This window comes from Cellulomonas sp. P1_C4, from assembly GCF_056406355.1.
The window spans coordinates 1-19606 of the sequence record NZ_JBFUAI010000002.1 but is presented as its reverse complement, the minus strand read 5'-3'; the positions used below and the strand labels follow the sequence as shown (position 1 = coordinate 19606).

Annotated in this window: 21 protein-coding genes; 9 read left to right on the top strand and 12 right to left on the bottom strand. The window is 71.1% G+C overall.

What is annotated here, in order from left to right:
• Window positions 1–39: 39 nt before the first annotated feature.
• Window positions 40–1071 carry a LacI family DNA-binding transcriptional regulator gene (locus tag AC1DYZ_RS01685; protein WP_477063497.1) on the bottom strand — a complete coding sequence of 344 codons (1032 nt, stop codon included), beginning with the start codon at window positions 1069–1071 and terminating at the stop codon, window positions 40–42.
• Between the two features lie 351 nt (window positions 1072–1422).
• Here AC1DYZ_RS01685 and AC1DYZ_RS01680 point away from each other — a divergent pair, with 351 nt between their 5' ends.
• The 5 genes from AC1DYZ_RS01680 (at window position 1423) to AC1DYZ_RS01660 (ending at window position 8997) form a co-directional block, all read left to right on the top strand.
• Window positions 1423–2742 carry an ABC transporter substrate-binding protein gene (locus AC1DYZ_RS01680; protein ID WP_477063496.1) on the top strand — a complete coding sequence of 440 codons (1320 nt, stop codon included), beginning with the start codon at window positions 1423–1425 and terminating at the stop codon, window positions 2740–2742.
• 89 nt (window positions 2743–2831) lie between these two features.
• Window positions 2832–3812: a carbohydrate ABC transporter permease gene (locus tag AC1DYZ_RS01675; RefSeq protein ID WP_477063495.1), complete on the top strand. Its 981-nt coding sequence runs from the start codon at window positions 2832–2834 to the stop codon at window positions 3810–3812.
• A complete protein-coding gene (locus tag AC1DYZ_RS01670; protein ID WP_477063494.1) occupies window positions 3805–4617 on the top strand; it encodes a carbohydrate ABC transporter permease in 813 nt (270 codons plus the stop codon). The genes AC1DYZ_RS01675 and AC1DYZ_RS01670 overlap by 8 nt, the downstream gene beginning before the upstream one ends.
• Window positions 4614–7619 (top strand): beta-galactosidase, LacZ type, encoded by a 3006-nt coding sequence (gene lacZ / locus AC1DYZ_RS01665; protein WP_477063493.1) that lies wholly within the window; start codon window positions 4614–4616, stop codon window positions 7617–7619. Before AC1DYZ_RS01670 ends, lacZ begins: the two co-directional genes overlap by 4 nt.
• 202 nt (window positions 7620–7821) lie before the next feature.
• Window positions 7822–8997: a VOC family protein gene (locus tag AC1DYZ_RS01660; RefSeq protein ID WP_477063492.1), complete on the top strand. Its 1176-nt coding sequence runs from the start codon at window positions 7822–7824 to the stop codon at window positions 8995–8997.
• Window positions 8998–9097: 100 nt separating this feature from the next.
• Here the strand turns inward: AC1DYZ_RS01660 and AC1DYZ_RS01655 are convergent, their stop codons facing one another.
• The 4 genes from AC1DYZ_RS01655 to AC1DYZ_RS01640 form a co-directional block, all read right to left on the bottom strand.
• Window positions 9098–9346 (bottom strand): SCO4226 family nickel-binding protein, encoded by a 249-nt coding sequence (locus tag AC1DYZ_RS01655; RefSeq protein WP_456823944.1) that lies wholly within the window; start codon window positions 9344–9346, stop codon window positions 9098–9100.
• Between the two features lie 97 nt (window positions 9347–9443).
• Window positions 9444–10772, bottom strand: coding sequence for a hypothetical protein (locus tag AC1DYZ_RS01650; RefSeq protein WP_477063491.1), 1329 nt, complete (start codon window positions 10770–10772; stop codon window positions 9444–9446).
• Complete coding sequence (locus AC1DYZ_RS01645) at window positions 10772–11056, bottom strand: DUF7701 domain-containing protein (RefSeq protein WP_477063490.1); 285 nt, start codon at window positions 11054–11056, stop codon at window positions 10772–10774. Before AC1DYZ_RS01645 ends, AC1DYZ_RS01650 begins: the two co-directional genes overlap by 1 nt.
• Complete coding sequence (locus AC1DYZ_RS01640) at window positions 11053–11529, bottom strand: RipA family octameric membrane protein (RefSeq protein ID WP_477063489.1); 477 nt, start codon at window positions 11527–11529, stop codon at window positions 11053–11055. Before AC1DYZ_RS01640 ends, AC1DYZ_RS01645 begins: the two co-directional genes overlap by 4 nt.
• A 161-nt stretch (window positions 11530–11690) precedes the next feature.
• Between AC1DYZ_RS01640 and AC1DYZ_RS01635 the strand changes: the two genes are divergently transcribed.
• Window positions 11691–12341, top strand: a complete 651-nt coding sequence (locus AC1DYZ_RS01635) for a DUF4203 domain-containing protein (protein WP_477063488.1) — start codon at window positions 11691–11693, stop codon at window positions 12339–12341.
• A 77-nt stretch (window positions 12342–12418) separates the two neighbouring features.
• On the opposite strand, the gene AC1DYZ_RS01630 is transcribed toward AC1DYZ_RS01635, so the two are convergent.
• The 3 genes from AC1DYZ_RS01630 to AC1DYZ_RS01620 all read right to left on the bottom strand — a co-directional run bounded on the left by AC1DYZ_RS01630 (window position 12419) and on the right by AC1DYZ_RS01620 (window position 14256).
• Window positions 12419–12985, bottom strand: coding sequence for a hypothetical protein (locus tag AC1DYZ_RS01630; protein ID WP_477063487.1), 567 nt, complete (start codon window positions 12983–12985; stop codon window positions 12419–12421).
• Window positions 12986–13174: 189 nt separating this feature from the next.
• Window positions 13175–13816 carry a winged helix-turn-helix transcriptional regulator gene (locus tag AC1DYZ_RS01625; RefSeq protein ID WP_477063486.1) on the bottom strand — a complete coding sequence of 214 codons (642 nt, stop codon included), beginning with the start codon at window positions 13814–13816 and terminating at the stop codon, window positions 13175–13177.
• Window positions 13817–13821: 5 nt separating this feature from the next.
• Window positions 13822–14256, bottom strand: a complete 435-nt coding sequence (locus AC1DYZ_RS01620) for a VOC family protein (RefSeq protein ID WP_477063485.1) — start codon at window positions 14254–14256, stop codon at window positions 13822–13824.
• Between the two features lie 213 nt (window positions 14257–14469).
• Between AC1DYZ_RS01620 and AC1DYZ_RS01615 the strand changes: the two genes are divergently transcribed.
• Window positions 14470–15540: an RDD family protein gene (locus tag AC1DYZ_RS01615; protein ID WP_477063484.1), complete on the top strand. Its 1071-nt coding sequence runs from the start codon at window positions 14470–14472 to the stop codon at window positions 15538–15540.
• A gap of 57 nt (window positions 15541–15597) precedes the next feature.
• Complete coding sequence (locus AC1DYZ_RS01610) at window positions 15598–15900, top strand: hypothetical protein (RefSeq protein WP_477063483.1); 303 nt, start codon at window positions 15598–15600, stop codon at window positions 15898–15900.
• A 16-nt stretch (window positions 15901–15916) separates the two neighbouring features.
• On the opposite strand, the gene AC1DYZ_RS01605 is transcribed toward AC1DYZ_RS01610, so the two are convergent.
• From AC1DYZ_RS01605 to AC1DYZ_RS01590, 4 genes are read right to left on the bottom strand one after another with little or no spacing between them, the layout of a single operon-like run.
• Entirely contained in the window at window positions 15917–16612 is a 696-nt protein-coding gene (locus tag AC1DYZ_RS01605; protein WP_477063482.1) for a hypothetical protein, read from the bottom strand.
• 37 nt (window positions 16613–16649) lie between these two features.
• A complete protein-coding gene (locus AC1DYZ_RS01600) occupies window positions 16650–17078 on the bottom strand; it encodes a YdeI/OmpD-associated family protein (RefSeq protein ID WP_477063481.1) in 429 nt (142 codons plus the stop codon).
• Window positions 17079–17115: 37 nt separating this feature from the next.
• A complete protein-coding gene (locus AC1DYZ_RS01595) occupies window positions 17116–17826 on the bottom strand; it encodes a DUF5701 family protein (protein WP_477063480.1) in 711 nt (236 codons plus the stop codon).
• A 59-nt stretch (window positions 17827–17885) separates the two neighbouring features.
• Window positions 17886–19061: a hypothetical protein gene (locus tag AC1DYZ_RS01590; RefSeq protein WP_477063479.1), complete on the bottom strand. Its 1176-nt coding sequence runs from the start codon at window positions 19059–19061 to the stop codon at window positions 17886–17888.
• 314 nt (window positions 19062–19375) lie between these two features.
• Here AC1DYZ_RS01590 and AC1DYZ_RS01585 point away from each other — a divergent pair.
• Window positions 19376–19606: hypothetical protein (locus AC1DYZ_RS01585; protein WP_477063478.1), on the top strand; the 231-nt coding region annotated here is incomplete at its 3' end.

The following is a 19606-nucleotide window of genomic DNA, read 5'->3' as shown; positions in this document are numbered from 1 at the left end:
AGCTCGTGTGTGGTGTTCGCCGTCCCGCGGGGACCGCGGTCAGCGCGGCGGGGGCGCGGTGCTCGCCCGGACGACGAGCTCCGTGGGCACGACCGTCAAGGCCGGCGCCGGGATCGACCGTGACCGGAGCTGACCGACGACGAGGCCGACGAGCGCGCGACCGATGCCGGGGAAGTCCTGCCTGACGGTCGTCAGGGGTGGCGAGCCCCAGCCGCTGACGGCGATGTCGTCGAAGCCCACCACGGACACGTCGTCAGGCACGCGGCGGCCCTGCTCGTGCAGGGCTCGCACCAGGCCGAACGCCATCTCGTCGTTGGCACAGAACACGGCGGTCACGTCGGGGTCGGCCGCGAGCCGCTTGCCCGCCTCGTAGCCGGAGCGCGCGCTCCAGTCCCCGTACACCGGCTGGGGTGGACGTATGCCGGCCTCCAGGAGGCAGCGGCGCCACGTACCGCTGCGGACGAGGGCGTGGTCCGAGTCCGTCGGCCCGGCGAGGTGGTGCACGGTGCGATGTCCCAGGCCGAGGAGGTGGCGGACCGCGTCCTCGCTGCCCTGGACGTGGTCGGCGGTGACGGTGGGGTAGTGGCCCGCGAACTTGGAGAAGGACACCGCCACCGGCATGCCGGCGGGGAGCACGAGCGTCGCCGGTGTCGCCAGCTCGGCCCGCATGATGACGAGGCCGTCGATGGCCTGGTGCGAGATGCGGTGTGCGGCGTTGTCCCAGCCGTCCGGGTCGGGGTTGCGCACGTGGAGGAGCGTGACCGAGTACTCCTCGAGCTCGGCGGCCGCGACGAGGGCCTCGGCGGTGAGGGCCTCACCCGTGCGGTTGAAGCCGTGCGAGAGCACGCCGATGGCGCCGAACGTGCCGTTCCGCAGCGCCTGCGCCGCCCGGTTCGGCGAGTACCCGAGCTGGTCCATGGCGTGCACCACGCGTGCGCGGGTACTCGATCGGACAGACTCGGCGCCTGTCGAGACGCGAGAGACCGTCTGTGGCGAGACGCCGGCAAGCCGGGCCACGTCTCCGATCGAGGGGCCCGAGCGGCGTCGGCCGGGCGCTGGAGCGGTAGTCATGGCGAGATGGTAGTGGTGTAGAGGGATGGTGACGTCACCAATCGTCGAAAATCATTACCCGACCGTTACCAAATCGTCTCCGGAGCATCCGCCAACCCGCTGCTATGGTGACGTCACCAATCGCCAGAGAGGTCGAGGGACGCCGGTGTCGCTCGTGGTCGGTGTGGACGAGACCTCTGTGGCGCGGAGCTGGCAACCGCTTGACCCACAGCACGGCGCACGACCTCCAAACAGCACAGTCGACCGAGCCCGATCATCCACCGCGACGTTGCGGTGGGCGGCGGGAGCCGGCGGCTCGGCGAGAGCCGGTGCCGGTCCACGGAACGACCAACAGCACGAAGGGATCACCCGATGAAGAAGACACGCACGCTCGGCGCGCTGGGCGCAGTCCTGTCGCTGAGCCTCGCCCTCGCCGCTTGCAGCGGCGGAGACGGTGGCTCGGGCGGGGACGAGACGACTGGCGCGAGCGGTGGCTCCGGCGACAACACCCTCACCGTCTGGGCCTGGGACCCGGCGTTCAACATCTACGCCCTCCAGGAGGCCGAGAAGGTCTACCAGGCCGACCACCCGGACTTCAAGCTCGACATCGTCGAGACGCCGTGGGACGACCTGCAGACCAAGATCACGACGCTGGCCCAGTCGGGCGAGACCGACCAGCTGCCCGACATCTTCCTCATGCAGAACAACGCGTTCCAGAAGAACGTCATCAACTACCCGGACATCTTCGCCGACTTCTCCGACTCCAAGGTCGACTTCAGCGAGTTCCCCGAGTCCGTCGTGGCGTACTCCACGATCGACGACGTCAACTACGGCGTGCCGTTCGACAACGGGGCCGCGATCGGCGCGTACCGGACGGACATCCTCGAGGCGGCCGGCTACACGGTCGACGACTTCACGGACATCACGTGGGACCAGTTCCTCACCATGGGCAAGGACGTGCTGGCCAAGACGGGCAAGCCGCTGCTCACCGGCCAGGCCAACTCGGCCGACACGATCATGATGATGCTGCAGAGCGCGGGCGCGAGCCTGTTCGATGACGAGGGCAACCCGACGATCACCGACAACGACGCGCTGCTGGCCGCCATCGACATGTACGGCCAGATGGTCAAGGCCGGCGTCTTCGTCGAGGTCAACTCGTGGGACGAGTACATCAACACGATCGTGAACGGGAACACGGCCGCTGTCGTCAACGGCGTGTGGATCTCCGGCTCCATCCAGTCCGCCCCCGACCAGTCCGGCAAGTGGGCCGTCACCAACGTCCCGAAGCTCGATGGCGTCGACGGCGCGACCAACTACACGGCGAATGGTGGCTCGTCCTGGGCGATCACTCCGAATGGCAACGAGGCGCTCGCCAGCGACTTCCTGAACGAGACGTTCGCCGGCTCGACCGAGTTCTACGACACGATCCTCCCGAAGTCCGGCGCGCTCGCCAACTGGCTTCCGGCGGGTGAGTCCGACGTCTACAACGAGCCGCAGGAGTTCTACGGCGGCCAGCCGATCTACGCCGACGTCCTGAAGTTCGCCGCGAAGGTGCCCGCCAACAACACGGGCGCCTACTACTACGAGGGTCGCGACGCCGTGAGCGTCGCCATCACCAACATCCTCAACGGCGCGGACCCGAAGGCCGAGCTCGACCAGGCACAGCAGACCGTCGAGTTCGCCATGGGGTGACCTGAGGGCGGGCGGCGGGGACCGGTCCACCGGCCCCGCCGCCCGCTTTCCCGCCCTGCCCGTCACCGCGAAGAAGAGGTGAGCCGCTCATGTCCGCTCCCACCGCACCGACCGAGGGCCGCGCGCCGAGCGCGCCCCCTCCCGGGACGAAGAAGTCCCGTCCGTCCAGGCCGCCCAAGGCCGCACCCCTGTCGGCGATCCAGCGCCGCCGCAGCCTGACCGGGTGGACGTTCATCATTCCCGCCGCGGCCATCATCGTGCTGGTCAACTTCTGGCCGATGATCCAGGCGCTCTTCCTGTCGCTCAAGACGGGACGCGGGACCAAGCTCAACTGGGCAGAGCCGCTGTGGTTGAACTACCAGCGGCTGTTCCAGGACGACCAGTTCCGGCTGACGCTGAGCACGACGTTCATCTACCTGATCATTCAGGTGCCGATCATGCTGCTGCTCGCGATGCTGCTGGCGAACATGCTCAACGCGCCCTGGCTGCGGTGGAAGGGATTCTGGCGGACGGCGATCTTCCTGCCGTGCGCGGTGGGCCTGGTGTCGTACTCGCTGGTGTTCCGGCAGATCTTCGCGACCGACGGCCTCGCCAACGACCTGCTCACGCAGTTCGGGGTACTCGACCATCCCGTCAACTGGCTCGGCCAGACGGGCACCGCGCGGATGGTGATCATCCTCGGCCTGCTGTGGCGGTGGACCGGCTACAACATGATCTTCTTCCTGGCGGCCCTGCAGAACATCGACCGCTCGACCCTGGAAGCGGCCCGCGTCGACGGCGCGAACGGGTTCAAGACCTTCTGGTACGTGACCATGCCGCAGCTCAAGCCGATCATCCTGCTGTGCGCGATCTTGTCGACCAACGGAACGTTGCAGATGTTCGACGAGTCGTTCAACCTCACCGCTGGCGGCCCGGGCAACACGACGATGTCGGTCTCGCACTACCTGTACAACGTGTCGTTCCGCAACAGCCCGAACTTCGGGTACGCGGCCGCGATCTCCTACGCGATCCTCGTCATCGTGGCCATCCTGGCCGCCATCCAGCTGAAGGTGGGCGACAAGCGTGACTAGAACAACACTTCGCCGGATTCCCACATACGTGTTCCTGTCGATCGCCGTCGTCCTGTCGGTCTTCCCGCTCTACTTCATGACCGTCTCAGCGACGAACACGAGCAACGAGGTCCTGGCGTCCAAGCTGCTGCCGGGTAGCCACCTCGTCGAGAACTTCAAGGCGCTCGTCGATTCCCAGCCTCTGGGCACGGCGTTCTACCACTCGGCGGTCAACGCCATCGCGACGACCCTGCTCGCCCTGATCCTGTGCTCGATCGCGGGGTATGCGTTCGAGATCTACCACTCGCGGGCGAAGGACGCCGTCATGGCCCTCCTGCTCCTGGCGATCATGATCCCGTTCGCGGCGACGATGATCCCGTTGTTCCGCCTCTTCGCGCAGCTGGGACTGGTGAACTCGACGATCGCGGTCATCCTGCCCCTCATCGCGACGCCGTTCTTGATCCTGCTGTTCCGGCAGGCCTCGCGGACGTTCCCGCACGAGATCATCGAGGCCGCGCGCCTCGACGGGCTGGGCGAGGTGAGCATCTTCGCGCGCATCTACCTGCCGACGATGAAGCCCACCCTTGCTGCCGCGGGTGTCATCACCTTCCTGTTCTCGTGGAACAACTTCCTGTGGCCGAAGGTGATCCTCGTCGACAACGCGTACCAGACCTTGCCGATGCTGCTCTCGAACATGCGCGCCGGGTACGTCACCGACTACGGAAGCCTCATGCTCGCTGTGTTCATCGTCTCGGTGCCGACGGTCGTCGTCTTCCTCCTGCTGCAGCGCAGCTTTGCCGAAGGCGTCACGGGGGCCATCAAGTGACATTCGAGCTCAGCCGCATCACCGACCCCGAGTTCGTCAAGGAGAACAGGCTCGACCCGCACTCCGACCACCGGTGGTTCGCCTCCCCCCAGGAGGCGGCCACCGGGACGAGCTCCTTCGAGCAGTCGCTCAACGGACTGTGGAAGCTGCACTACGCGAAGAGTCCCGCCCTCGTCGTTCCCGGCTTCGAGCGCGTCGACGTCGACGACTCCGGCTGGGACGACGTGCCGGTGCCGGCCCACGTGCAGCTGCTCGGCTACGACCGCCCGCAGTACACCAACGTGCAGTACCCGTGGGACGGCTACGAGCAGCTCGAGCCGGGGCAGGTTCCGCAGCGGTACAACCCCGTGGCGACGTACCGCCGGACGTTCACCCTCGAGCACCCGCTCGAGCCGGGCGAGCGGCTGAGCGTGAGCTTCCACGGCGCGGAGAGCGCTGTCGCCGTGTGGCTGAACGGCGCATACGTCGGCTACGGGACCGACTCGTTCACCCCGTCGGAGTTCGATCTGACCGACACGGTGGTCGACGGAGAGAACGTCATCGTCGCGCAGGTGGTCCGGTGGAGCGCCGGGTCGTGGATCGAGGACCAGGACTTCTTCAGGTTCTCGGGCCTGTTCCGGGACGTCGTCCTGTACCGCCGGCCCGCCGTGCACGTCGAGGACGTCCGCGTGGTCACCGACGTCGCCGACGACCTCTCCGAGGCGACCGTGCGCGTGCGCGTCGTCCTGGCCGGCGAAGGCAGCGTGGACGCCAGGATCGCCGGTGCCGGACAGCTCGATGGTGACGACGAGCTCGTGGTCCGCATCGAGAGCCCGCGGTTGTGGAGCTCGGAAGACCCTCACTTGTACGACCTCACGCTCGACGTGCACGACGCGTCGGGCCGCCTGACCGAGCACATCCCTGTCCGCGTGGGTGTGCGGCGGTTCGGCATCGAGGACGGCCTGCTGAAGGTCAACGGGTCCCGCGTGGTCTTCAACGGGGTGAATCGGCACGACTTCGGCCTCCAGGGTCGCGTGATGACCCGCGAGCAGACGGAGGCCGACCTCCGGCTCATGAAGCGGCTGAACATCAACGCCGTGCGGACAAGCCACTACCCAAACAACTCGTTCTTCTACGAGCTCTGCGACGAGTACGGCCTGTACGTCATCGACGAGATGAACCTCGAGTCGCACGGGATGTGGGACCGGGTGAGGTTCGGTGGGGCGGGGGTCGAGGAGGCGCTGCCCGGGGACCGCCCCGAGTGGCTGCCCACCTTGCTCGACCGCGCCGCCAGCATGCTGGAGCGGGACAAGAACCACCCGAGCATCGTCATGTGGTCGTGCGGCAACGAGTCGTACGGCGGGACGGACATCCTGGAGGTCTCGGAGTACTTCCGTGGTGCAGACTCCCGGCCGGTGCACTACGAGGGCGTCTACTGGGACCCGCGGTACCCGCAGACGACCGACGTCGTCTCGCGCATGTACGCGCCGGCCGCCGAGATCGAGGAGTTCCTCGCGACGCACCGCGACAAGCCCTACCTGCTGTGCGAGTACGCCCACTCGATGGGCAACTCGTTCGGGGCGGTCCACAAGTACATCGACCTCGCCTACCGTGAGCCGCTGTTCCAGGGTGGCTTCATCTGGGACTTCGCGGACCAGGCACTCCGGCGCACCGACCCCGGTGGCCGCGAGTACTTCGGCTACGGCGGCGACTTCGGTGACGCGCCGCACGACTCGGACTTCAGCGGCAACGGCATCGTCTTCGCCGATCGCACGCTCAAGCCGCTCGCCCAGGAGGTGCGCTACCTCTACCAGGGCTACCGGCTCTCGGTGGGCAGCGACAAGGTCACGGTCGAGAACCGTCACCTCGCCACCTCGTCGTCGGCGCACGAGTGCGTGGTGACCGTGGCCCGCGAGGGGCGGTTGCTGCAGGAAGAGGTGCTCGAGACCGCTGTCGACCCGGGGGCCTCGCAGGTCTATGCGCTGCCGGTCACGGTGCCGACCGCACCCGGGGAGTACACCGTCGACGTGTCCTTCCGGCTGCGGCGCACCACGCGCTGGGCGCCGGCCGGGCACGAGGTGGCGCACGAGCAGGCGGTCGTGGTCGTCCAGGGGTCCGCGCCGGCTCGCCGGGCCGCGGCACCGGAGGTCGTCTACGGCATCCACAACGTGGGCGTGCGGGGGCGGCACTTCACCGCCCTGTTCTCGCGGCTGCACGGCGGGCTGCTCTCCTACCGCTACGGGCTCACGCCCGACGGCGGTCGTGAGCTGCTGCGCTCCGTGCCCCAGCCGTGCTTCTGGCACGCACCCACCTCGAACGAGCACGGATGGGGAGCCCCCGCGCAGGACGGGGCATGGCTCCTCGCCAGCCGGTACGCGAAGGCCGTCCAGGGGCCCGCCGAGCCGGCGGTCGAGCAGACCGACGGCGGCGTGCGCGTCACCTTCCGGTACGAGCTGCCGACCACACCGGCGGGGGAGTGCGAGCTCTCCTACCTCGTGGACGGTGACGGTCGCGTCGAGGTGAGCCTCACGGTGCGCCCCGGCGCGGGGCTGTCGGACATGCCCGAGCTCGGCCTCCTCCTGGCGACCGACCCGTCGCTCCACCGGCTGCGCTGGTACGGGGACGGGCCCGAGGAGTCCTACGTCGACCGCCGAGCGGGCGCCCGGCTGGGTGTGTGGGATGCGGACGTGCGTACCGCGCTCACGCCCTACCTGCGTCCGCAGGAGGCAGGCAGCCACACCGGCGTGCGCTGGGCGACCGTGACCGACGAGCAAGGAGCGGGCCTGCGGTTGGAGTCGGACCAGGGCATGGAGCTGTCGGCCCTGCCGTGGACGCCGTTCGAGATCGAGAACGCCGCGCACCACACCGAGCTGCCGCCGATCTATCAGACGGTCCTGCGGCCGGCGCTGCAGCGCCGAGGGGTCGGCGGCGACGACTCCTGGGGTGCACAGACCCATCCGGAGTACCGACTGCCGACGGATACCGAGCTGACGTTCCAGTTCGCCTTCCGCGGGCTCCTCTAGGGAGGCGGCTCCACCACGAAGGCCCCGTACCAGCGGAAACGCTGGTGCGGGGCCTTCGTCGTCGGGTTGAGGTAGCACGGCAGGGCCCAGGGCTCCATTGCCCGGCTCAGAACCGACCGGCGATACTGACACCGCCACCCGCGCGCGCGGGCACTGCCGAGGGCGGCTGACCGGATCACCGTCCGGAAGGAGATCGTCCGGGATGTCAGAGACCGGAACGGACTGGCGCGTGGTCGACGGCGTCGCGACGGCGTGGTTCGACGCGCCGTCGCTGATCGAGGGGGCCGAGCTGGCGGGGCGCATCGTGGAGCTGTCGGCCGAGATCGCGGTCGACCTGCGCGCGACGGGTCTGCGGGTGCGCCTCGACTCCGACGAGCACGCCGAGGCCGTGTCGGCGGCCGCGCGGGAGCTCGGGCTGGGCGCGGACCCTGCCGCTCTGCAGCACGTGAGCGTCGTGTTCGACACCGCGAACCCGTCTGAGGTGGGGTCGTTCTGGCAGCGGGCGCTCGACTACGCGACTGACGACGACGGCGGACTGGCGGATCCGTTGCGGCGCGACCCTGCGATCCGGTTCCGGCAGTCGACCGAGCCGCGGCCGTTGCGCAATCGCATCCACGTCGATGTCGTCCGGCCGGCGGTGGCGGTCGAGCAGGCGGGACTTGGTGAGGCATTCGGACCGTTCGGGGTCTGTCACACCGATCCCGACGGCAACGAGGTCGACCTGGTGCCGGGAGACGCACTCGGCGAGAGGGCCGGGACAGCCGACTGGCAGGCGGTGTTCAGCGCGATCGCGTGCTACCGAACGACCTCGCCGCCGCAGCAGCGTGACCTGGTCGCCGCAGCCGCGGCCCTGGCTGACGACGCTGGCTTCCCGCTGCTGATCGACCTGCGTCCGGGGCTCGTGATCCTCGACAGCGGCAAGGACCTGTGGGAGGCGGATACCCACGGCCTCGAGCTCGACTTCACCGACCTCGCCGAGAATCTGCAGGCCACCGCCCGCAAGCTCGGAGCCACGGCGGATCCGGAACTACCGCACTTCGTTCAGCTCGTCTTCGACGCCGCCGACATCGCCGCGCTCCGCACGTTCTGGGCCGCCGCTCTCGGGTACACCCCCGACCGGCGAGCCTGGGTCATCGACATCGACGATCCGCGGCGGCTGAACCCGGTGCTGATGTTCCAAGAGATCGACGCTTCGGAGACGGAGCGTCGTCGGCAGCGCAACCGCATCCACGTGGAGCTCGCTGTGCCGTCGGACCTCGCGCAGTCGCGCCTCGCCACGATCGTCGCCGCCGGTGGCCGGATCCTTGAGGAGTCGGAGGTTCGCTGGCGGGTCGCCGACCCCGAAGGCAACGAGCTGGTGATCGTCAGCGGGGGATGAGGCCGCGTCGGGCCGCGCCCACGCCGGCAGCGGCCCGGGCGTGGCTGCCCCCGCGCCAGCCCGGCCGCAGTGCGATCGCGGACGCCGTTCGCCGACGGCGCTAGGCCTCGACCGGTACCGGGTAGATCTCGACGGCCGGGTGACCGGTCCGCTCGTGGATGCGGAGGACCGCATCGGCGTTGGGCGCCTCGGAGACGCACCAGACCATGCCCGACTCGGGGTCGCCCCACGCACTCTGGAAGTCGACCCCCTCCTCGCCCTGGATGTCGACGTCCGCTTGGTGCGCGGCTCTGAGCGCCTCGGGCGTGATGCCGACCATCCCGTGATGAACGTCCATGAACTTGGGCATGGCTCCCAACCTCCTGATCGACTGTCGGCGCACCCGATTGCACCGGTTCGTCCCAGTTCTACTCCGAGCAATGAGCCGTGGATAGGACGTGCGGGCGCTAGGCCGTGGGCGCGCGGTCGTGCACGCCGCGAGCCGTCGGCGCGGCTCCCGCGAGCGTCGCCCACAGGTGCCGCTCGAGGCTGCGTGAGAACGGCCCCACGGTGCCCGGGTCGCTGCTGTACGCGAGCACGTCGTGCCCGTCGAGCGCCCGTTCGATCTGCTCGATGACCGGGCCGGGCGGTGCCGCGAGGGTGTCGGGCCCGGGGACTTTCCAGCTCGGTGGGGCGGTCCGCGCGACCCCAGGGACGAACCCCGCGAGGCGGTCGACGTGCCCGATGTACACGCAACGGCCGTCGTCGTGGGTGGACAGCTCCCGGATCTCCCAGAGGAGGCTCTCGGTGGGCAGTGACACGTCGACGACGGTGACCTCCGTGCTCGCCAGCAGACGGGTCACCGCGGCACGCCACAGCGCGTTGGTCGACGCCACGACCATCAGCTGTGGGCTGAACACGCGGCGGGTCATCCGCTCGACCAGGCGCCCGACCCTCTCGACGTCCTCGCCGGTCGCGACCGACTGGCGGGCCGCCCCCTCGGCGGTCTGCACGCTGCGCTCGACCCGCCGCGAGAAGAGGACCGCCGGGAAGAGGAGATGACGGAGGACCCCTGTGAGGACGGTCACCGCAAGGAGCGCCAGCACGACCGCGGTGGCGAGCTGCACGGGCGACTCGATGCGTGCCGGCGTGGCGTCGAGCAGGCCCGCGGGCAGCATGGAGGCCGGGTCGGTCGCGGTGTCGGCGGACCGCCAGGTGACGACGAAGGCGATGACGACGATCACGCCGACGACGCGGCCGGTCACCCGGCGGACGTTCCGGGTCGCCCCGCGGGAGAACGTCGTGATCGCCGACCGTCGCGCGCCGACCGTCCGGACGTCGGAGTCATCCAGCGTCACCACCCGCCACGACCGGCCGAGCACCGCGAGTGCCGAGGTGACGATCCGCGTGGCGTCGTCGTACCCGAACCGACGCAGGAAGAGAGCGGCGTGGCGCCGACGCCGCAGCACCACCAGTCCCAGCCACATGACGAGCAGCGCCGCGACCAGAACGACCCCGAGCCGGACGCCGGGGTCCACGAGCGACTGCGGGTCCGGGGCCGGCGACGAGCGGACCCAGTCGGGTGCCCACTGGCCGTCGGGGTCCAGCTCGTTGGCGACGAGGGCGACGTACCCGAGACCGACGGCGGTGCCCAGGACGACGGCCACGGCGACGACCCCGCACACCCCGACCAGGCCGACCCCCATGAGGAGCACGCCGACGACGCTCGCCGCGGACGCGGACAGGCGTCGCACGGTCTGTCGAGGCGGAACATCGAAGACGACGCGGATGCCCATCACCGGGCTCCGGCCGCTGCCAGGATCGCTTGCCTGAACGGCTCGTCGAGCGCGCGCACGTCGTCGCTCAGCTCCTCGAACGGGTGCAGTGCCGGGTGCTCTCCGTCGCGCGTGAGCGTCCACGCGACCCAGGCGTCGTGCACGTCGGACGCCGTCACCGCCGGCCCCTTCGCGCGCAGGAGCACGGCGTAGGCGAGAAAGAGGTCTCGGGCGTCGGGCGGCACGTCGACGCCGTCGGGCACGGAGGCCCGGATCGCGTCGGCGGTCTCGTCGAGATACGTCACGAGGTGCCCAGGTACACAGCAAGTGCGACGTTGATCAGGAAGAAGACGACCGGCACGACGCGCTCGACGGTGCCGAGCTCGGCGTAGCGCGGCCGCCAGTGCTTGATCGGGTCGCTGCGCAGCGCATCCCACTCGTCGGCGAAGATCTGGTGCGAGAGCTCGCGTTCGAGACGCGTGATGACGGCGAACTTGGCGCGGTTGAGGGTGCGGTAGCTGCGCAGGAGCACGAACCACGTCGCCGACGTCACCGCGCCCGAGACACAGACCGCCACGAGGACCCAGGTGTCGGCGGTCCGGCCCGACAGGAAGCCGAGGGCCGACAGGATCGCGCTCTGCAGGGCGACGAAGAAGCTGTTGGCGACGCCGCGACGGGCGGAGATGCGGTCCGCCATCTCGACCGCGAGCTTGTAGAGCTCCATCACCTCGCCGGGGCGCGGACCGGCCGGTGACGGCGGGACCGTGTTCGACGTCACGACCATCTCCGGAGGAGTGTCGAGCGGAGCTGTGCGGTCAGCGACGCTGGACCGCACCTGGACTCTACCGCCGAGGCGCTCGGCCGCCCGTGAGCACCTTTTGCGACAGGTTCATTCGTGTCGTCGCAACGATCGAGGGCGGTGAGCCCTACATTGCAGACATGGCAGACATCTTGTTGGGAATCCTCGCGATCGTCGCCGGGGGCGTCATGCTCTTCGCAGGGCAGTTCGTGCTGCGGCTCATCCTCCCGATCTGGGGCTTCTTCGCCGGGTTCGCCGTCGGAGCAGGGCTGTTCGCCGAGCTCGCCGACGAGCGAGTCCTGGGCACCGTCCTCGGCTGGATCTCGGGGTTGGTCCTGGGCCTGGTCTTCGCGCTGCTCGCGTACTTCTTCTACGCGGTAGCCGTGATCTTCGCCATGGCGACGTTCGGATACGTGATCGGCGCCGGCCTGATCGTCGCCCTGGGGATCGACTGGAACTGGGTCGCGGTCCTCGTGGGCGTGGCCATCGGCGCGGTCCTGGGTCTGCTGTCGGTCTTCGGGAACATGCCGATGATCGTGCTCGCTGTGCTCAGCTCCATCGCGGGCGCAGTCAGCGTGGTCGGCGGCCTGATGCTGCTGTTCGGCTCACTGAACTCCGCCGACTTCACGGAGGGCAGCTTCAGCAACGCGGTCAACGCAGGCTGGGGTTGGTACCTGCTGCTCGTGGTGCTGGCCCTGATCGGTCTCATCGCCCAGACCCGGCAGAGGATCGTGGTGCGCCGCACCATCAACGAGGCCTGGTACGCCAGGTCGGGTGACCTGGCGACCTGATCCTCCAACACCGCGACCGCACGCGCGGTCGTCGTCACGTCAACGGCCCTCTCGCTCCCCGTGAGCGAGAGGGCCGTTCAGCGTCCGGGAGCGGTCGGCGCCAGTTGCGCACTGGACCGGTCCGCCCACGCTGCCGGTCGCAGGTAGCGCCACGACGCGACCGCGAACACCGCCGTCGACGCGACGACCGCCGTGGCCACGGGTCCCAGCCACGGCACCGGGATGAGGAAGAACACGTCGGTGTCCGTCAAGCTCGTCGGCCATCCCGTGAGCACCCGCAGGAACAGGTAGTAGGCGAGGTCCCACGCGGTGAAGGCGATGAAGAACGCGGCCACGCCGTGCCACAACCGGCGCCCAGCCAGCACCGCGACCGCGGCGAGCATGAGGATGGTGGCGGCCTCTCGCGCGGTCTCGGCACGGGTGAGGTCCGGGTCGAGGAGCATCGTGTGGACGGGGTCGACGAACCGGATCACCCCGAGGTCCAGGTAGACCCGCCGGACGGGAGCGTCGTAGACGAGCTGCGCGCCCAGCGCCAGGCGCAGGTAGTGGACCACCGCCGCCTCGACGTACCCGAACCCGACCCCGAACGCGACGACTGCCGCGTAGCTCAGCCAGCGAGCCCGCGTCGTGCTGGTGGTCCCCATCCGCGCATCGTGCCGTCTGGCCGCACTCGAGCGCGAGACCGCGGACAGGAAACCGGCTTCTGGGTTCCGCCGCGCGGTCGGCGCAGCCACGCCGGCCGTCAGCCGCTTGACCCCAGCCCTGCCCGCGGTGCGAACGTGAAGGCACCGCCAAGGCCCCCACCAGCAAAGACACTTGGGCGGGGCCTCGGGTCAGGCGGCCAGGTGGAACGTGCTGGCGAAGCGGTCGAGGAGGTCGGCTCGGCCGCGCAGCACCTCGACGACGCCGGTCTCGATGGCACGGTCCGCGGTGAGCTCGCCGGAGATGAGCCGGCGGATGTCCGCGCCCGCGGCGAAGGCGAGGTCGACCGGCCCGTCCCCGCGGATCACGTCCAGCGTGGCGCCGTCGACCCGGACGAGCAGGTCGGCGGGACCGAAGCGGGTCGCGTAGGCGGTCGCGGGCAGGGTCGCCGCGACCTGTGGCCGGAAGGCTGTGCGCAGCGTGATGGTCATCGAGTCGGGCGTGATGACCTGCTCGTCGCGCGGATCGCCCATCGCCTTGAATCCCCAGGCGCCGAGCGCGAGCACGACGGGCTCGAGCTCGCGGCCGTAGGGCGTCAGCTCGTAGATGATGATGCGTGAGCGTGGCGCCCGGCGGATGAGGCCGGCCGACTGCAGCTCCTTGAGTCGCGCGGCCAGGATGTTGCTCGGGATCCGCGGCAGCCCCGCGGCGAGCTCTCCGTAGCGGCGCGGCCCGACCAACAGGTCGCGCACGATGAGCAGTGCCCAGCGTTCCCCCACCAGCTCCAGGGCCCGGGTCACGCCGCAGTACTGCCCGTAGTCGCGCGCGGCCATCCGCGTCAGGCCTGCTGATTCGCGAGCACCTCGGGAGCCGGTGCCGCGGCAGCCGGGTCGAACCAGCCGAACTCGAGGATGTTGCCGTCGGGGTCGGTGAGCTGACGCTGGTACATGAAGCCGTAGTCCGACGCGGGGTGCTCCTCGGCGCCGCCCGCGGCGAGCCCGTCGGCGAGGGTCGCGTCGACCGCGTCGCGGGAGTCCAGGAAGATGGCGATCGAGACCGACGGGCTGACGGCAGGGTCGCCGAGCGGCTTGTCGGTGAACGTCTGGAAGTACTCGCGCAGCAGGACCATGACGTAGCTGTGGTCCTCCTCGACGATGAAGCAGGCCGCGTTGTGGTCGGACATCTGCGGGTTGATGGTGAGTCCGACGGCCGTGTAGAACGCCTTCGCGCGCTCCAGGTCGGTCACCGGCAGGTTGACGAAAATCGCAGTCATCGTGCTCTCCCTCTCGCGTGATTCCCCTCCGCGGACGGTAACCACACTTGCAAAAAACAAGTACGACGTCAAGGCCTCGGATCGAAGCCAGGCCCTGGGATCATCCCGATCCTGGGTCTTCGACGTCCTCGCTCGATGCCGACCGCGTGTGTTCCCCCCGGCGCGACCCGAAACGGGGCACGCGCGACCCGCCGCTCTGCCAGCATCGGGGGCGTGACGGACATCGCGACGCTGCCGACGGACGTCACCGCGCCCGCCGCCAGGCCGGCGCTCGCGTCCTGGTCACGACGCGTCGTCGCGGCTTTCCTGGACGACGCGATCCTCGGAGGGGCGACGTGGCTCGTGCTCGGGCTCGACGGGCGGGCGCCGTCCCTCACGCCGTCGTTCCCGGTCGGCGAGGGGGCGGGCGACTCCGTCCCGTGGGTCACCAGCGCGTGGCTCGTCGGCGTCGTCGTCGCCCTCCTGGCTCTGCAGGGCTACACGGGCGCCACCCCGGGCAAGCGTGTCGCGGGGGTCGCCGTCGTGGGCGAGGCCGACGGGTTGCCCATCGGCTTCGTCCGCTCGGCCGCCCGGGTTCTGGCGCACGTGCTCGACGCCATCCTGCTCGTGGGGTACCTGCGGCCCCTCTGGAACGCGAAGCGGCAGACGTTCGCGGACTCGCTGGTCGGCACCCTCGCGATCCAGACCCGGGAGCCTGCCGCGCACCCGTGGTTCGCGCGGTTCCGGCGGGAGCCGTCGGCCGGACGGTCGACGGTCGTGTCCGTCGGCGCGCTCGTGCTGGTCGTGCTCGGGGTCGGCTTCTCGACGACGAACGTCTCGGGCGGCTCCTCCGACCAGGCCCCCGTGCCGTGCGTGGACGACGGAACGGTGGTCGGTCCGACCGCGTCGGCCGACGCGGCGCACACCAGGTCGCACTCGTTCGAGCGGCGGCTCTGGGTCACCCGGTCGGCGTCGGACCCGCAGGAGACCGGCCTGAGCATCACGTGGACGGTGGCCTTGCCGTCGTCGGGCTCCTCGCTCGACTCGGTCGACGTCGAGACCGATCTCGTGTCGGCCGACGGATCCGTCATCACGGTGACGCAGGACGACCTTCAGGCGACGGCGTGGCAGGACGACCGGGTCGTGCTCGGTGCGGTTCCCGTGCCCCAGGGCGACCTCGACGAGTCCGGGCCGGGCTGGACCGCGCGGTCGCGGCTCTCCGTCGACGGCGTCGTGGTCGGGGCGTGCACCGTCGACGCGGCCGACTGGGCCGCTGCGACGTTGCCGGTGGTCCCGGAAGCCTGACGCGCGCCGCTAGCGTGGCGCCCATGGACCACGGCGCCGAGATCGAGAGCTGACGCCGTGCCCTCCTACCGGGTCACCGCGGCGGTCGGCCTGCTGCAGCCGGGTGTCGCCGCACCCGACGTCCTGCCGCAGGCGGTGGCGACCGCCGAGGCGATGACGACCGTGGAGGCCTACGACGTCGCGGTGGTGCGCGGCCAGGCGCGGGTCACCGTGCGGTTCGAGGCCGACGACGACCAGACGGCTCGACGCGTCGGGTGGGCCGTGCTCGCTCGGCTCGACGAGCTCGCCGACATCAGCGGGAGGACCGTGACCCGGCGGTTCGGGTCGCGGTGGTACCCGGTCCGGGCGCAGCAGTACTGAGCCGCGACGCGCGACGCTAGCCCCGGTCGATCGTCAGGCTCCCGAGCCCGCCGCCCACCGTGAGCTCGTAGTGGTCGGCGTCCTCGTCGAACTCGTCCGTGGTCAGCACCGTCCCGGCGCCGATGCCCTGCGTCGTCTCGCCGTCGATGTCCGCGCTCCCCGCGCCGGACGTGACGGTGACCCGGGCGCCGACGCCGTCGGGGAGGTGCAGGACGAGGTGGTCGGCGCCCGCGCGCTGGTCGATCGCCACCGTGCCGTCCGGCGCGGGGAGCGTGAGCTCGATGCTGCGCGCTCCGCCGTCGAGCACGAGCCCGGACACCGTGGTGTCGTCGAGGTCCGCGTCGACCGTGTCCGCGCCCGCTGTCAGGTCGATGGTCCACGCGACGTCGTCGGCGAGCCGGACAACAGCCGCGCCGCCGTCCAGCGCCACCACCGGTTTGTCGTCGGACTCGTCGATGGTGGGCCTCGCGTCCGGGCCGGTCGCCTGGACCTCGAGCAGGTCGCCGGCCGGGGCGTCGGTGCCGATCGTGATCGAGGTCGCGCGGCCGGTCAGCGACAGCGAGATGTCGCCGTCGGACCCACGGTCGATCGAGACGGGGTCCTCGAGGTGGTCGCCCTGGTCGGGGCGCGGGTTGGGGTCCGGGAACGAGGTGCAGCCGGCTACCAGCACCAGCGCGGTGGCGAGCAGCGTGGCCGTGGCGAGAGGGCGCATCCCGGGACGGTATCGGCGGCGGCGGGGGGCCGCGCGCTCAGCTCAGGTCCGCGACGGCCTTCGCGATCCGGCGCTCGCGCGTCTCGGGGGTCTTCGCGTCCTCGATCGGCCCGACGATCGCCTTCTGCCGGCTCACCGACAGCGCGTCGAACGCGGCTCGGGCCGTCCCCGAGAGGGCGGTCGCGAGGTCATCGGGGACCTCGACCGTGCGCGGGGCGTCGTCGAACTCGATGTCGACGTCGATCTCCTGGCCCGCCTCGACGCCCGCGCCCGTGCGGTTCTCGGAGCTGAGCGGGAGCATCGTCTGACCCCGGTACGGCGTCACGGTGCTCCGGTAGGAGAAGCCGTTGATGGTCACGACGACGGGGAACCGCGGGCCGCGGTCCATCGCCGCGACGACGTCGTCCGGGACGGGCAGCCCCGTCGCGGTCTTCCCGCTGAGCTCCACCATGGTGCGAAAGCGCATTGCTCCTCCTGGATCGACGGGCACCCTCGCAGAGTAGTCAGGCGCGTGCGACCCGGCCCTCCGCCGACGCCGCGCCCAGCCACGTGTGCGGGTTGCGGTCCCAGCACCAGCCGAGTTTCGCGCGGCGCTCGCTGATCCACACGGCCGGCACCCGTTGGTTGGTCCCCGTCCGGGACGCCAGCAGCGAGAAGCACTTGTTGGGGCGCAGCATGTCCGGCCGGACGACCACGAGCGCGACCCCCTCGTCGATGGTCAGCGGGGTGCGGCCGCGGCCCGTGATCGTCGTCAGCGCGTCCTCGGGCCGCACGTTGCAGAACTCCGAGCCGGTGTCGATTCCCCACACCAGGTAGGGCTCGGCCGGGACGTCGATGCCGTCGATCGGTCGGTAGGTCGGGGCCTCGACGCGGTCGATCACGCTCACGCCGAGCTGCTTCCCGCGACGCATCGCCGGGGCCACGTCGTTGAGGTCGAGGCCCGGCAGGACCAGCACGAACGGGACGTCGTCGCCTTCGACCCCGGCGGCCGCAGTCGGCGTCGCGGCGACCTCCGCCAGCGGCTCGAGGCGGTCGCGGAAAGCCGCCGGGTCCTCGCCGAGCAGCGCCGGGAGTCCCAGCTCGACGTAGGCCGTGATCTGGCGGTCCAGCTCGGCGCGCGCGTCGGCAGCGGGTTCGAACGCGGTGGCGGCCCGGGAGGGCGGCGCGGTGACGGTGGGGAGCTGCGGGTCGACGGGGGTGACGGGGACGCCCACGGGCTCCTCCTCGGGTCGGCGGATCTTGTTCAACGACTCCGACCAGCCGTGCGTTCCCCTCAGAGCAGCGGCGCGCCCTGCCCGATCACCAGCGGCTCGCCAACCGCTCGCGCGGGTCGCGCGCGGCCCTCGCCCTCCTGGACGGGGGCCGAGTACCGGTGGGCGACGACGAGGCTCGGAGCACCGGCGTCGGACGCCTCGACCAGCACCGCACGGGCCCCGACGGAGCTGGGGTCCGACGAGTCGCCGGGAAGGCGCCCGATCCAGGCGACGGCGGCGCGGTCGGCCCCGGAGGCCMGCACCCACTCCCGCGCCTCGGCCGCCTCGTGCGCGTCGAACCGCCGCACCTCGTGGCTCGCGGCCGGACCATCGACAAGGGCGAACGTGGTCGCCGCGTCGACGCCCGCCAGGGTCGCCTCGAGCGCGTGGTCGAGCGCGCCCAGGGCGATGTCCTGCGCGGCCGGCGACGGCGGGGACGGGAGGTCGGCGGGGGTGCGAGCCGGCCGCGTCCCGGGCGGCAGGACGGGCGCGGCCGCCGGTTCGGCCGCAGACGCGTCGGGGGCCGATTCGCGGTCGGKGGCGCCGGCGGCGTCGGCCAGCGCGCGCAGGGCGATCGCCTCGTCCTCGACCGGTCGTGCGGCGGGCGGCGGCGTGGAACGCCGGCTCGCGAGCGGCTGCCCCTCCGACGTCGKCCGCGAGGGCCGGTACGTCGGACCCTYGGGCTGCGGGTCGAGGGCCCGGGMGCGCTCCGGCGTCCGCTGGGCGGGCAGCTCGGGCGCGGCGCCGGCCGACAGGTGGGCGGCGGCGGCGGTGACGTACTCCGCGACCCAGCCGGGCGTGCACCCGGTCTGCCAGCGCGCGCCGACGTCGGTCAGCGGCAGGGCCGCATCCTCTCCGGAGGCCGACACGACCGCGGGGGAGGGCGTCAGACCCGTGCGCAGGGCCCAGCGGGCGCCCGGGACCCGGGCGACGACGAGGTCGCCGACGCCGACGCCGAGCGCCATGACCATCGCCTGCGGGACGTCGGTGGGCGGCCCGTCGGCCCAGCGCGTCCGCGCCGAGTGCAGGAGCGCGCCGACGGACTGCGGGTCACGAAGGTCGGCGCCGCTGGACCGCAGGTGCACGCGTGCGCGCTCGAGGTGACCGAGCTCCTCGGCGGTCAGCGGCCGCACGCCGGGCACGGTGCCGTGAGGGCCGGACGCGGGAAGGGACAGCGTCGGGCGCACATCACTCATGGGTGCGGGATCGGCCCTGCGGGTGGCGTTCTTGAGTGCGCCGCCGTCGGTTCCACCGGATGGCCGTGGCGCGCGGTCGCCGCCGTCCCGGCGCTGGGGCGGGCCCTGGCGATCAGGTTCGCGGGGCGCCCTTGGTCGCTTCGGCGCCTGAGCATTCGCTCCGGGGAGCCGCTGGCCCTGCCCGCCGGGTGCACGGCGTCCAGCAAACGGGACGAACACGACGGCTGCGGCTACCCTGACGACGGTCCGACCCGACCGTCCGCCCGCTCCGGAGTGTTCTCATCCGCCGACCCTCACGCAGCATCGTCGCCGCCGTGACCGCCGTCCTTGTGGTCGGCGGCGTCGGGAGCGCGTGGGCGTGGACCGAGCATGAGGAGACCGTGGCCGCAGCGGCGGCCGCCGACGAGCGCGCGGCCGACGCGCACGACGCGCAGGTCGCCGACGTGGATGCGCGCCTGATCGAGGTGGCCGGCGCCGCCGCCGTGCAGTCGGCGTCCGTGCGTGCCGACGCCCGCGCCGAGCTGGCCGCCCTCGCCGAGCGCGCC